A 12,752-nucleotide genomic window follows, 5' to 3' on the forward strand; every position below is an offset into this window, starting at 1 on the left:
AGGAGGTAATGCCAGTACTAGGCGCAAGGCCTGAGGGTCTGTCCTCCCCGAGCCAGAGCCCAGGCCAGGGCCACTCCGCCGCCCAGGAGGTGGAGGCCGTGGAGGCCGGTCACCAGGTAGAAGAAGGCGCTCGCCGGGTTGCTCGCTGGGGCGTAGCCCGCCCTAAGGAGGAGGTGCCAGGCGAAAAGCTGGCCCACAAGGAAGCTGGCGCCCAAAGCCCCTCCCACCCAAACCCAAGGCTGGCCCTGTTTCGGGACGCCGCCCTCCCAAAGCCTAGCCCCCCGCTCCAGGGCCAGGCTGGCGAGGAGGAGAAGAAGGGTGTTAAGCCACAAGAGGGGCGGCTTGGGAAGGGGGCGCCAGTCGGGAAGGCCCATGCGCACTAGGTAGGCGCTCGCTAAGGCGGCGAAGGGGCTGGTGGTAGCTAAGAGGAGGACGAATAGGCCCACGTGGAGTAGGGGGAAGCCCTCCTTTCCTCCGTTTCCTCCCCCGCCAAGCCCCGGGGGTGGGGCCGGGGTCCTCTCCTCCACCTTAGGCATGATCCTCCCCTCCTCCCGCCAATACCGGGGGGGCGTTCTGGGGGATGAAGTCCTCCGGGAATCCCGGAGGGCTGTACTCGTAGGGCCAGCGGTAGACTACGGGCGGCGGCTCGTGCCCCCAGTTCCCGTGGGGTGGGGGGGAGGAGGTCTACCACTCCAGGGTGGCTGCCCGCCAGGGGTTATCCGGGGCCTTGGCCCCGCGGAAGTAGGAGTAGACCAGGTTGAAGCCAAAGAGGAGCTAGGTGACCCCCACCAGGAGGGCGGTTAAGGTGTACTGGATGGCGATGATCTTGTGGTCCTGACTGAAAATGTACTGGGTCCAGAAGCTTCTGGGCTCTGGGCCTGTGTGATGATCGTGGTAGCCGGGCAACTCCATGGGCCCCTCCTCACTCCCCTAAGGTTTGGGCCACGCTGGGCTGGGTCCTGAGCCAGGCCTGTAATTCCTCAGGGTTCACCACCAGGACCTCGCCTAGCATGCGGGCGTGGCCTAGGCCGCAGTACTCGGCGCAGATGACCTGGAAAGTGCCTGGGCGGGTGGGGGTGAACCAAATTCGGGTAATCATGCCTGGAACCGCATCCATCTTCACTCGGAACTCGGGGACGTGGAAGTTGTGGATCACGTCGTTGGCCCGAAGGAGAAGCTGGATGGGCATCCCTAGGAGTAGGTAGATAGGTAGAGGGGCCCCCCTACGATTACCGCATCGTCCCGGGCGGCGGGGTCCTTGGGGTCTAGGCCAAAGGGATTGGCGGGGGAGACCCTTTTTAGGTCCGCTGAGCCCAGCCTCCCGTCCGGGCCGGGGTAGCGGTAGCTCCAAAGCCACTGCTGGCTCAGGACCTCCACGGTGAGCCCGGGCTTAGGCGGCTGGACCGGGTGGGCGTAGAAGTAAAGCCCCGGGGCCAGAAGCACGATGATGCCGAAGGTGGTGAGCCAGAAGAGCCGCCTTTCCACCAGGGGGTCGTCGGGGGTGTACTGGGTCGGCCCCTTGGCGTAACGGGTCACGCTGTAGGCTACGAAGAGGTTGACGCAGGCATAGGCCAGGCCGGTTAGGACCAGGGAAAGCACGATGAGCCTATCTATAGAACCCCAGTTGGAGGCCAAAGGGGTGAACCACCAGGGGCGAAGGAGGGCCAGGGCAAAAGCTCCCGCCACCAGGAGGATCAGGCTTACGGCGAGCAGGGCCCGCTGCATGGACCTTCATCTTTCTCTTACCTAGAGATCAACGCCACATCTTACCAAAAGTTGAAGGGACAAAAGTCCCTCGCTCCCACACCTTGAACCCGGACAGACATATGTGAGACGCCAAATGGAAAGAGGGGGACCGACCCTAAGTACCCCACCGTGGCGGAAGCCGCGGTGGGGATCCCGGGAAAAGCCTGCTCATCAGGCAAAGTTGCCCCCTCGCGTTGCGAGGCTTCCGTACTGTCCAAGAACGCCCGCTCGAGCTTAGACGCCTGGAGGCCCTGGGCCGAGGCGGGGCGGGTTGGAGCGGGATCTGGGACCTCATGGGGATCAGCTGGGCCACCTGCTGCCACTGGCGGAAGCGGCTTAAGGAAGAGGGCTTGGCTGGACTAAGATACAAGGGGAGTCGGTCCCCCCTGAGCCTCAAGTATGTTGGCGGATTGCACACCTTTGGCGCCAAGGGCGCTTCGTGCTAAAATACCATCCTGGTGCGGGCCGTTAGCTCAGCTGGCAGAGCAACCGACTTTTAATCGGTAGGTCGCAGGTTCGAATCCTGCACGGCCCACCAGCTCAGGAACACATTTCTTCCCCTCTCGGTAGCATGGCCTAGAGGGGCATAGTACACAAAAATGGCTACTTGGCCCGCCCCGATTCAGGGAATAATGGGAGGAATGTCGGGCCGACGAACTCTTGAACGCCAGCAGGTCTGGGTCTACCTGGCCGCCATCGCCGGCGGGCTGGTACTGGGCAGCCTACAACCGGACCTGGGGGCGCTCCTCGAGGCCCTGTTATGGCCGGTGTTGGCGGCGCTGCTTTACACCACCTTCGTGCAGGTGCCAGTGCTGCGTGTGCGCGACGCCTTCCGCGACCGGCGCTTCGTGCTGGCCGTCCTACTGGGCAACTTCCTGCTCATACCGCTGGTGGTGGGGCTAGTCCTGCCTTGGCTACCGGACGATCCGGCGCTGCGCCTGGGGGTGGCTCTGGTCTTGCTGGTGCCCTGCACCGACTGGTTCATCACCTTCACCCAACTCGGGCGGGGCAACACGTCCCTGGCCATCGCTGTCACCCCGCTCAACCTGCTGCTGCAACTGCTGTTGTTGCCGGTCTACCTGTGGTTGCTGCTACCAGCGGCCGATCTCGGCACCGCGCTCAGGACCGAAGAGATCCTGCCCGCTGCGCTCGGGCTGCTCGGCTTGCCCCTGGTGGCCGCCGCCCTGACCGAGGCCTGGGTCGAAGCCAAAGCGGAACGCGGCATCTGGCGCGAACGTCTCGGCCGGTGGACGGTGCCCCTGCTGGCCCTGGTGGTGTTCCAGGTCGCCGGTACCCAGGTCGGCACGGTGCTCCATGCGGGACTGGTCCTACTGACGGTGTTGCCGGTGTTCGCCGGCTTCCTGCTGGTGGTGCCGTTGCTGGCGCTGGGCCTCACCCGATGGCTGCGTTTGCCGATGGACGCTGGACGCACACTGGCTTTCAGCATGGGTACCCGCAACTCCTTCGTGGTACTGCCCTTTGCGCTGGCGCTACCGGCCGGCTGGGAAACGACCGTGGTGGTGGTCGTGTTCCAGTCTCTGGTTGAGTTGTTCGGGATGGTCTTCTACCTGTGGTGGTTGCCGGGTCGTCTGTTCAGATCGCCACCCACCTGGGGCTGAGGAGTCAAGTAGCGATTTTTGTGGGTTTCTCTTCCGCGGCCCAAAGCGGGGCCATGTCCAGGTAACGCCTGAGCGCCCAGTCCTCCGTGGCTCTCAGCATCACCACCGTGGCCAGATTCCCTAGGCTCCCCTCGCTGGGGAAAACCCCAACCGCCCTGGTCCGCCGCTTCACCTCCCGGAAAAGCCGCTCCAGCGCATTCGTGCCCTTGATGTGCTTCTGGTGGCCGCTGGGAAAGTCCAGGTGGATCAGAGCTTCCCCCAAACCCTGGGCAAACACCTCCACCCCTCGCCTGTACCGGTCCCGGTAGCGTTCAACAAACTCTCGGGCCAGGGATTCCGCCGTGCCCCGCCGCCGCGCCACAAACACCTCCTGGAGCTCCGCACCGCTGCCAGCTGGCCCCAGGAAGCTCGGCCCTCGCCGCCTGGCGGATGGAAGGGGGGTCGTCGGAAATGACCAGCCTCACCCCACGAAGCCCCCGCTCCACCAGACCCTTCCGGAGGTTCCTCCAGGCCTCCTTCCGCTCCCCGCCCGCCGGTTCCACCGCCAGCAGCAAAATGTACGGGCTGCGCCCGTGACCTCGGTAGCCTTTCTCGTTCACCCCCACCGCCACCAGCAGGGCCAGGTCCACCACCCGCCCGCCCCGGTTCGCCTTGAAGTAGGCCGCGTCCAGGTAGAGGTAGGGGTAAGCCAGCCCCAAGGGCCGGCCCCGCCAGGCAGAGGGCGCCTCCTCCAGGCGCTGGGCTACCCTGGAGACCGCGTCCTTACCAATCCGCACTCGGGACAGACCTTCGGTGATGGCCGCCACCTTGCGGGTGGAGACCCCTTGCAGGTCCATCTCCAGGACGGCCGCTTCCACCTCCCCGGTCATCCGCTTGTAGCGCTCCAACACCTCGGTCAGGAAAGTCCCCTCCCGGTCCCGGGGTACCCGGAGCTGCGCGATCTTGCCCGCCGGCGTGATGAGGTCCCGGGTGTAGTGGCCGTTCCGCTCCCCGCGGCGGCTCGGGGTGCGCTCACGGTGACCCGCAGCCAGGTGCTCGGTCATCTCTTCTTCCAACACCTGCTCGATGATGGCCTTGACCCCTTCCCGGATGCGCCGGCTGATCTCCTCCTTGGTCAACCTCTTGAACCCCTCTTGGTTCATTCAGCCCTCCATGCTTAACCCACAAAATAAGCGACACTACCTGGGCATGCTCTACGATGGGAACATGGAGGAAAGAGGAAATGGGTAAGAGCGCCCGGCTTTTGGTGTTGGCAGATGCGCTAAGGCTCCGGCCCATGCGGGTGGGAGAGCTGGCCAAGAGGTTTGGGATAAGTGAGCGCACCGTGGAGCGGGATCTGAAGGCCCTCGAGGCCCTCGGCCACCCTTTAGAACGTGTGGGCCGGGGAATTTACCGGATCCCCGACCGTCCTCCGCCCCTGCACCCCATAGAGGCCCTGGCCCTTTTCGCCGCCGGGAGGCTCCTCTACCATCAGGCCCCCACCCGGCAGTACCGCCTGGCCCTGGACAAGCTGGCCCGGGCCCTGCCCGAGCCCCTGCGGAGCCTCCTTCTCAGGAGCACCGAGGGCCTAAAGGAGCGCCAGGGGGAAAGCCGCACCCTGGAGATGGTGGCCCGGGCCCTTTTGGAGAGGCGGGTCCTGGCTTTTGAGTACCGCTCCGGGGGGTCTAGGAACTGGCGGCCCAAGGAGCTTCTGGTCTACTTCCTAGAAGCTAACCGCACCAACCTGGGTCTGTACGCCATCGGCTACGAGCGGGGCTTCCACAGGGCGGTGGTCACCTTCAAGCTCTCCCGTATGCGCCACGCCCGCCTTCTAGACGAAACCTATAAAATCCCCGAGGACTTTGACCCGAGCGCCTACCTAAACCGGGCCTGGGGGGTGGTGGGGGTGCGGGAAAAGGGGGTAGAGGTGCGCCTCCGCTTCGCCCCAGAGGCCAGCTGGCGGGTTTTGGAGGGGGACTACCCGGGTCTTGAGGTGGAGGGGGAACTCCCCGACGGGAGCCTCCTCGCCCGCCTCGAGGCCGCTCCCTTTAAGGACGGGGTGCCCTACGAAGTCCTGGCCTGGATTCAAAGCTTCGGCCCCCGGGTGGAGGTACTGAGCCCTCCGGAGCTCCGGGGTCTCTGGCTAGAGGAGGCGAGGCGGCTTTTGGAACTCTACGGAACCCGACAGGAGGTGTCGGGAACCCCGCTTAAGGTGGGCGCATGAGCGCAGAAAAGGCGGCCCTAGCTCTGTGGGCTAAAAGCGGCGAACCCTTCCACCCCCTCTTGGCCCACATGCTGGACACGGCGGCGGTGGCCCAGGCGGTGCTCTTCCGCGAGCCTTCCCGGACCCTTGCCCTCTACACCCAGGACTGGGGCCTTTCCCTGGAGGAGGCTGTGGCCTGGGTGGCCCTCCTCGTGGGCCTCCACGACCTGGGCAAGGCGAGCCCCGTCTTTCAGGCGGCCTGGGAGGAGGGGGCGAGGCGGGTGCAGGAGGCGGGCCTCCTCCTGGAGGAGGGCCTGGAATGGGTGGCCCACGGGGTCTTCACGGAGCTCTATTTGAGGCGCCTCCTCAAGGCGAAGGGCTTGCCCGAGCGGGCGGCCAACGACCTGGCCACCGCCCTCGGGGCCCACCACGGCTTTCTAGCGAGCGCCGAGGAGAAGAAAGCTGCCCGCCGCCAGCTCAAACAGGAAGACCCCCTTTGGTGGGAGGTCCGAAGGTGGCTTCTAGAGGAGCTGTTCCAAAGGCTCGGGGCCCGGCTACCCGAGCTGGAAGGTAGGGAGGCCAGGCCCGAGGCCGTGCTCCGGGTCATGGCCCTCGCCTCCTTCGCCGACTGGGTGGCCTCGGACCCCAACTTCTTCCCTTACGGCCGGGACCCCATGGACCCGGGCTACCTGGCGGAGGCCCAAAAGAGGGCCAAGAGGGCCTTGGACCAGGTGGGCTGGAAGGCCTTCCGCTCGCCCGAAAAGCGGGAGTTCCGCCATCTTTTCTCCTTTAGCCCCAACCCTCTCCAGACCAGGCTTCCCCAGGTCTTGGGAAGCCCCAAGGAGCCCGTTCTCGCCTTGGTGGAGGCCCCCATGGGCATGGGCAAGACGGAGGCCGCCCTCTACGCCTACCACCTCCTCCAATGGGCCCTGGGGCACCGGGGGCTCTATGTGGCCCTCCCTACCCAGGCCACCGGAAACGGCCTCTTCCCCCGGGTAAAGGCTTTCCTGGAAAGACTACATTCCGAGGGGCCCCTGGACCTCCAGCTCCAACACGGGGCTGCCCTCCTCAACCGGGAGTACGTGGCCCTTTTGGAAAAGGTCCGCCCGGAGCAGGTGGAGAAGGAGGGCGCCGTGGCCTCGGCCTGGTTTTCCGCCCGCAAGCGGGCCATGCTCTCCCCCCACGGGGTGGGCACCCTGGACCAGGCCCTCCTGGGGGTTCTTCGGGTGAAGCATCACTTCATCCGCCTCTGGGGCCTCATGAACCGGGTGGTAGTGCTGGACGAGGTGCACGCCTACGATGTCTACACCTCGGGGCTCCTCCTTTCCCTCCTCAAGTGGCTCAAGGCCCTGGGCTCCAGCGTCATCCTCATGACCGCTACCCTGCCCCCTTCCCGCCGGAGGGAACTCCTTAAGGCCTGGGGGGGGGAAGGCCTCCGCCCAGGACCTGGGGGCCTACCCCCGGGTGGCGGTGGTGGAGGGGGAGGCCGTGCGCCCCGCCTCCCTCCCGCCCCATCGGGAGCTGGAGGTGGCCCTGAAGCGGGTCCCCGTGGGGGTGGAGGACCTGGCAAAGACCCTGCGGGAAGCCCTGCCCGGGGCCATTGGGGCCATTGTGAACACCGTGGACCGGGCCCAAGCCCTCTACCGGGCCCTGGGAGAGGGGAAACGCTTCACCGTGGGGGAGCTGGAGGAGGAGGTGCGCCGGGACTTTCCGGGGCGGGAAGGGGAGGTGGTGGGGAAGGTCCTGGAGGACGGCACCCGGGTCTTCCTCCTCCACGCCCGCTTTCCCGCCGAGGAACGGGCCCTGAGGGAAGCCCTGGTCCTCAAGCTCTTTGGTAGGGGAGGGCCGCGGCCTGAGAGGGCCATCCTAGTGGCCACCCAGGTGGCGGAGCAGAGCCTGGACCTGGACTTTGACCTCCTCTACACGGACCTGGCCCCCATAGACCTCCTCTTCCAGCGGGCGGGGAGGCTCCACCGTCACGAGCGGTCCAGGCCCGAAAAACACGCCTTCCCCCGTCTCCTCCTGGGCGTGCCGGAGGGCCTGGGCTTCGGCAAACCCCTTTACTGGGACGCCGTCTACGAGGACTTCGTGTTGCTGTCCACCTGGCGGGCCCTCGAGGGCAAGGCCTCCCTCCGCATCCCCCAGGACCTCGAGGGCCTTCTCCAGGAGGTCTACGAGGAAGAAGAACCCATCAAGTTTCTGGAGGACCTCCGGGAGCGAGCCCGGAAGAGCTTGGAAAAACTCAAAGAGCGCAGGGAAAGGGAGGCCCAGACTGCCAAGGCGCTTTCCCTAAGCGACCCCGCCCGCCTCCTGGCCTACTGGGACGAGGGGGAGATGGTGGCCCGGGAACGGTTGGAAGATGACGAGGAGAAGCCGGAAACCCAACGCCTCCTCACCCGCCTGGGCGACCCCAGCGTGGCCGTGGTCCCCCTCTTCCGGGTAGGGGAGGCGCTCTATCTGGACCGGGAGGGACGGCGGAGGGTGCCCCTCTCGGGGGAGCTTTCCCGAGAGGAGGCGGAAACCCTCTTCCAGCGGGCGGTGCGGCTTTCCCGCCGCCCTATACCCACGACCCTGCTCCGGGAAGACCCACCCAAGGCCTGGAGGAGAAGCGGCCTCCTGAAGGGCCTTAGGCCATTGGAGGTGGGAAGGGTCTTCATGCTGGAAAAGGGCGCCTTCCGGGTGGACCTGGACCCGGAGCTAGGGGTGGTTTACCGGGAGGTTTAAACCCGTCAGGGGATGTCGGGTAGGCTCTGTAACCTCAAGGGAGGAGGGAGAAACGTGGAGGCCAAGTTCAACCTGGTTGATGAACCCTGGATCCCCGTCCTGCGGGAGGAGCGGGTGGTGGAGGTGGGGATAAGGGAGGCCCTCCTCGAGGCGCCCACCATCCTCCGCATTGAAACCCCTTCCCCCCTGGAGGAGGCCGCCCTTCACCGGCTCCTTCTCGCCGTTCTCCACCGGGCCCTCGAGGGGCCCCGCCGGCCGGAGGACGTTCTGGACTGGTGGCGAGCGGGGCGCTTTCCCAAGAAGCCCATAGAGGACTACCTGAACCACTTCCGGGACCGCTTCTTCCTCTTCCACCCCGAGGCCCCCTTCCTCCAGGTGGCGGACCTCCCGGAGGACAAACCTCTTCCCTGGAGCAAGCTCCTTCCTGAACTTGCAAGCGGCGATAACCCCACCCTCTTTGACCACACCACCGAGGAAAACGTCCCCAAGGCCACCTATGCCCAGGCCACCCGGGCCCTTTTGGTACACCAGACCTTTGCCTTGGGCGGCCTCCTGCGCCGGTACGGGGTACCCTCGGCCCAGGATGCCCCCGTGGTCCGCTCCGCCCTTTTCCTGCCCACCGGGGAAAACCTTCTGCAAACCCTGCTCCTCAACCTGGTCCCCTACCCTCAAGAGGAGGATGCCCCCATCTGGGAGGTGCCTCCCCTGCGGCTCCAAGACTTGGAGGGCGCCAAGACCGAGTGGCCCCTTTCCGGCAGGACCCGGGTCTACACCTGGCCTTCCCGGGGGGTGCGCCTCCTGGACGAAGGGGATGGGGTGCGGTTCATGGGGTACGGACCCGGGGTGAAGCCCTCGGAGGCCGTCTACCGGGACCCCATGGTGGCCCAGCGCCTGGATGCCAAGGTCAAAGTGGAGTTCCTTCGCTTTTCCAAGGAGAAGAGCTTTTGGCGGGACTTCTCCGCCATGCTCCCTAGGCAAGGGGGCAAGGTGGCCGCCACCGTGGACCATGCCCAGGATCTTCAAAACAAGCTGCAGGACGAGGAGGAAGGGTGGGAAGGGCAGGTGGCCCTCCGGGTGCTGGGCCAGGTTTCGGAGCTTGGCAAGGACAAGGTTCTAGACGTTCGCCGGGAGGTCTACCCCTTGCCCACCGGGCTCCTTTCGCCGAAGGGAGAGGAGAATCTGGAGAAGGCCTTGAAGGCCGCCGAGGAGCTAGGGCAAGGCCTTTTCCACCTGGTGCTTGAGGTGGCCTGGGCGGTGATGGGCGAGCGGGACCGCCAGGAGCTTAAGAACTTCGCCCGCTCCCTTCCCCTGGAGCGCCTCTACTGGCACGCCCTGGACGGGGCCTTCCCTAGGTTCCTCGCCCAAGTGGAGAAGAAAGATTCCCTGGAGCTATGGCGGGAAGAGCTCAAAGGGGCGGCCCGGGGAGCCTGGGAGGCCACCCGGCTCTTTCTGGGCACAGAGGCCCGGCACCTCAAGGCCTTGGCCGAAGGGGAACGGCTTTTGGGCTACCTGCTGGGTAGGTTAGAGGAGGTGGTTGGGTGAGCCAGGGTAAAGGGTTTTTGGAGTGGTTGGAGCGCCTGAAAGCCCAGAAGGCATGGACCCCAGCGCGGGCGGCCCTGAGGCGGAGCCTCGCCTTTCCCCCGGGGGCCTACCCCAAGGTCATGCCCTACGTGGAGCCCTTCGTCAAGGAGGAGGGTTGGGTGCGGGAGGCCCACTACCTGGTGGCGGCCCTCTACGCCTTGAAGGACGGGGCCCACCAGGAGGGCCGCACCTTGGCCCGGGCTCTCTGGGAGAAGGCCCAGGGGTCCGATAGCGTGGAGAGGCGCTTCCTGGCCCTTTTGGACGCCGACCGGGACCAGATCGCCTTCCGCTTGCGCCAGGCGGTGGCCCTGGTGGAAGGGGGGTTGGACTTCGTCCAGCTTCTGAACGACCTGTTGCGCTGGTTTTCCCCGGAACGTTATGTCCAGGCCCGCTGGGCCAGGGAGTTCTACGGAGCCGAGGTTTCGGAGGAGAAGAAGGGGGTGGAGGCATGAAGCTTATGGAAGTGCACATCCTGCAGACGGTGGTCCCTAGCAACCTGAACCGGGACGACACGGGAAGCCCCAAGGATGCTCTCTTTGGGGGGTTTAGGCGGGCTAGGATCTCTAGCCAGGCCCAGAAGCGGGCGGTGCGGGTGGCTTTCAGGGATTTCAGGGAGAAGCTGTTTGGACAGTTCTTAGATGCTGAGTTTGCCGTACGTACACAAAAGCTCGTGAACGAGCGTCTGGTACCTGAGCTCATGAAACGGGGCTTTAACCAAAACGATGCCGAACAACTGAGTGTGAAAACACTTCAACTTCTGAAGAAGGGGGAAGGAGCCTTCTTCAAAAAAGATAAACCCCACGAGACAACTTATCTTATCTTTGCTGCTCCCAAGGAAATAGAGAAGCTTATTGATTTCATTGTCAACAACTCCGCTCGTCTGTCAGGCGAGCTTGATAAAAGGACTAAGCAAAAGCTGGGTAACGAGCTGAATGAGGTGTTGGATGGCGGAAAAGCCGTAGATCTGGCCCTCTTTGGCCGGATGCTGGCGGACCGGCCCGAGCTGGGGGTGGATGCCGCCTGCCAGGTGGCCCACGCTCTTTCCACCCACAAGGTGGACCGGGAGTTTGACTTTTACACCGCCGTGGACGACCTAAACCCCAAGGAGGAAACCGGTGCCGGGATGATGGGGGACGTGGAGTTCTACTCCGCCACCCTCTACCGCTACGCCGTGGTGGACCTGGGGAAACTCCTGGAAAACCTTCAAGGGGACAAGGAGCTGGCGCTAAGGGGGGCCTTGGCCTTCCTCGAGGCCTTCGCCCTTACCCTGCCCTCGGGCAAGCAGAACAGCTTCGCCGCCCACAACCCGCCCCTCTTCGTGGCCTTCCGGGCTGGGGTCGGCCTGCCCAGGAACCTGGCCACCGCCTTTGAGAGGCCCATCCGTCCCCGGGAGGACAGGCCCCTTTCCGCCCTCTCGGCGGAGGCCCTAGCCCAGACGTGGACCAGGTTTGACCGGGCCTACGGGCCCCTGAACCCCGAGTGGAAAGGGGCGGTGAACCTAACGGAGGCGAAGGACCTTGACCCGTGGCCCCTGTTTGAGGGACTTAGGGACCTCAAGACCGAGGTGGAGAGGGCCCTGAAGGCGCTTTTGGAGGTGTAGCGTGCCCACCCTCCTCCTTAGGCTCCAAGGCCCCCTGCAGTCCTGGGGCACCCGGAGCCGCTTTGACCACCGGGATACCTGGCCCTATCCCACGAAAAGCGGGGTAGTAGGCCTCCTGGCCGCCGCCCTGGGCCGGGACCGGAGGGAGGACGTCTCCGACCTGGCCGCCCTCCGCATGGGGGTGCGAGTGGACCGGAAAGGGGTGCTTAAGGTGGACTACCAGACGGCCAAAGAAGTCCGGACCGCCAACCTGGAGAGCAAGAAAAAGAAAGACGTGCAGAGCTGGCGGTATTTCCTCTCCGACGCGGCCTTCCTGGCGGGCCTCGAGGGGGATGGGGGGCTTCTTCGCGAGCTCCACGGGGCCCTGAAAAACCCCCGCTTTCCCCTCTTTCTGGGGCGCAAGGGCTACGTGCCAAGTCCACCCCCCTACCTGCCAGACGGCCTAGTGGAAGCCCCCCTGGAAGAGGCCCTGAGGGCCTACCCTTACCTAGCAAGGGGCGAGCCTCGGGAAGACCTCCTCCTGGCCCTCGAGGCCAGGGAGGGCCGCCTGGTCTACGACCAGCCCGCGGGGCCCTTCAGCGAGCGCCGCTTCGCCGCCCGGTACGTGGAGGAGCGGTGGCTTCCCAAAGAAGAGGTCCCCGAGGGTCCTCCGAGCTGGGAGGTGGCCCGTGTGGGTTAGCAAGCTGGTGCTCAACCCGGCCTCCCGGGCGGCCCGGCGGGACCTGGCCAACCCCTACGAGATGCACCGCACCCTTTCCAAGGCGGTTTCCCAGGCCTTGAAGGAGGGGCGGGAACGCCTCCTTTGGCGCCTGGAGCCCACCCGGGGCATAGAGCCTCCCGTGGTCCTGGTGCAGACCCTCACCGAGCCCCTCTGGAGCGTGCTGGAGGAGGGGTACGCTGAGGTCTTCCCCCCAAAGCCCTTTGAGCCCGTCCTTCGGCCCGGCCAGCGCCTCCGCTTCCGCCTGCGGGCCAACCCCGCCGTGCGCCTGGCGGCCACGGGCAAGCGGGTGGCCCTGAAGACCCCGCCTGAGAAGCTGGCCTGGCTGGAAAGGCGGCTTGCGGAAGGGGGCTTTCGCCTTCTAGAAGGCGAGACCGGGCCCCTGGTGCGCATCCTGCAGGACACCTTTCTGGAGGCGCGGCACAAGGGGGAGGAGGGCCGTTTGGTCCAGATCCAGGCCGTTCTCTTTGAGGGGGTCCTCGAGGTGGTGGACCCCGAGAAGGCTCGGGCTACCCTGGAACGGGGGGTGGGTCCGGGCAAGGTCCTGGGCCTTGGCCTCCTCTCCCTAGCCCCTTGAGGTGG

15 protein-coding genes and 1 tRNA gene are annotated in these 12,752 nt (G+C 65.6%); 10 read left to right on the plus strand and 6 right to left on the minus strand.

Annotated features, from left to right (window positions below; translation table 11 throughout):
• Positions 1 to 17 precede the first annotated feature (17 nt).
• The 4 genes from ATI37_RS07330 to ATI37_RS07340 all read right to left on the minus strand — a co-directional run bounded on the left by ATI37_RS07330 (position 18) and on the right by ATI37_RS07340 (position 1,725).
• Positions 18 to 536 (minus strand): cytochrome c oxidase subunit 3 family protein, encoded by a 519-nt coding sequence (locus tag ATI37_RS07330; protein ID WP_117237790.1) that lies wholly within the window; start codon positions 534 to 536, stop codon positions 18 to 20.
• Between the two features lie 238 nt (positions 537 to 774).
• Positions 775 to 912, minus strand: coding sequence for a hypothetical protein (locus ATI37_RS11685; protein ID WP_198665586.1), 138 nt, complete (start codon positions 910 to 912; stop codon positions 775 to 777).
• Between the two features lie 10 nt (positions 913 to 922).
• Positions 923 to 1,189, minus strand: coding sequence for a cytochrome c oxidase subunit II (locus ATI37_RS12090; RefSeq protein WP_232822465.1), 267 nt, complete (start codon positions 1,187 to 1,189; stop codon positions 923 to 925).
• 2 nt (positions 1,190 to 1,191) lie between these two features.
• On the minus strand, positions 1,192 to 1,725 hold the full coding sequence (locus tag ATI37_RS07340; RefSeq protein ID WP_232822466.1) for a cytochrome c oxidase subunit II: 534 nt from the start codon (positions 1,723 to 1,725) through the stop codon (positions 1,192 to 1,194).
• Between the two features lie 483 nt (positions 1,726 to 2,208).
• Here ATI37_RS07340 and ATI37_RS07345 point away from each other — a divergent pair.
• Positions 2,209 to 2,284, plus strand: a tRNA-Lys gene (locus ATI37_RS07345).
• A 103-nt stretch (positions 2,285 to 2,387) separates the two neighbouring features.
• Positions 2,388 to 3,365: an arsenic resistance protein gene (locus ATI37_RS07350; RefSeq protein WP_117237791.1), complete on the plus strand. Its 978-nt coding sequence runs from the start codon at positions 2,388 to 2,390 to the stop codon at positions 3,363 to 3,365.
• A gap of 4 nt (positions 3,366 to 3,369) precedes the next feature.
• Here the strand turns inward: ATI37_RS07350 and ATI37_RS12460 are convergent, their stop codons facing one another.
• Positions 3,370 to 3,726, minus strand: a complete 357-nt coding sequence (locus ATI37_RS12460; protein ID WP_157969068.1) for a transposase — start codon at positions 3,724 to 3,726, stop codon at positions 3,370 to 3,372.
• Positions 3,677 to 4,507: an IS256 family transposase gene (locus tag ATI37_RS07360; RefSeq protein ID WP_117237792.1), complete on the minus strand. Its 831-nt coding sequence runs from the start codon at positions 4,505 to 4,507 to the stop codon at positions 3,677 to 3,679. Before ATI37_RS07360 ends, ATI37_RS12460 begins: the two co-directional genes overlap by 50 nt.
• Before the next feature lie 80 nt (positions 4,508 to 4,587).
• Here ATI37_RS07360 and ATI37_RS07365 point away from each other — a divergent pair, with 80 nt between their 5' ends.
• The 8 genes from ATI37_RS07365 to cas6e are packed head-to-tail and all read left to right on the plus strand — an operon-like array spanning position 4,588 to position 12,747.
• Positions 4,588 to 5,568 carry a helix-turn-helix transcriptional regulator gene (locus ATI37_RS07365; protein WP_117237793.1) on the plus strand — a complete coding sequence of 327 codons (981 nt, stop codon included), beginning with the start codon at positions 4,588 to 4,590 and terminating at the stop codon, positions 5,566 to 5,568.
• The gene (locus ATI37_RS12465) at positions 5,565 to 7,385 is read left to right on the plus strand and encodes a CRISPR-associated endonuclease Cas3'' (protein WP_269801873.1); all 1,821 of its coding nucleotides are present in this window, start codon (positions 5,565 to 5,567) and stop codon (positions 7,383 to 7,385) included. Before ATI37_RS07365 ends, ATI37_RS12465 begins: the two co-directional genes overlap by 4 nt.
• Entirely contained in the window at positions 7,279 to 8,271 is a 993-nt protein-coding gene (locus ATI37_RS12645) for a DEAD/DEAH box helicase family protein (protein ID WP_408646679.1), read from the plus strand. The genes ATI37_RS12465 and ATI37_RS12645 overlap by 107 nt, the downstream gene beginning before the upstream one ends.
• A 54-nt stretch (positions 8,272 to 8,325) precedes the next feature.
• Complete coding sequence (gene casA / locus ATI37_RS07375) at positions 8,326 to 9,813, plus strand: type I-E CRISPR-associated protein Cse1/CasA (RefSeq protein ID WP_232822467.1); 1,488 nt, start codon at positions 8,326 to 8,328, stop codon at positions 9,811 to 9,813.
• Entirely contained in the window at positions 9,810 to 10,304 is a 495-nt protein-coding gene (gene casB, locus ATI37_RS07380; protein WP_117237795.1) for a type I-E CRISPR-associated protein Cse2/CasB, read from the plus strand. The genes casA and casB overlap by 4 nt, the downstream gene beginning before the upstream one ends.
• Positions 10,301 to 11,452, plus strand: a complete 1,152-nt coding sequence (gene cas7e / locus ATI37_RS07385) for a type I-E CRISPR-associated protein Cas7/Cse4/CasC (RefSeq protein ID WP_117237796.1) — start codon at positions 10,301 to 10,303, stop codon at positions 11,450 to 11,452. The genes casB and cas7e overlap by 4 nt, the downstream gene beginning before the upstream one ends.
• Position 11,453: 1 nt before the next feature.
• Positions 11,454 to 12,131, plus strand: coding sequence for a type I-E CRISPR-associated protein Cas5/CasD (cas5e, locus tag ATI37_RS07390; protein WP_117237797.1), 678 nt, complete (start codon positions 11,454 to 11,456; stop codon positions 12,129 to 12,131).
• On the plus strand, positions 12,121 to 12,747 hold the full coding sequence (gene cas6e, locus ATI37_RS07395) for a type I-E CRISPR-associated protein Cas6/Cse3/CasE (RefSeq protein WP_117237798.1): 627 nt from the start codon (positions 12,121 to 12,123) through the stop codon (positions 12,745 to 12,747). The genes cas5e and cas6e overlap by 11 nt, the downstream gene beginning before the upstream one ends.
• Positions 12,748 to 12,752 lie beyond the last annotated feature (5 nt).

Source organism: Thermus sediminis, assembly GCF_003426945.1.
Lineage (GTDB): Bacteria > Deinococcota > Deinococci > Deinococcales > Thermaceae > Thermus > Thermus sediminis.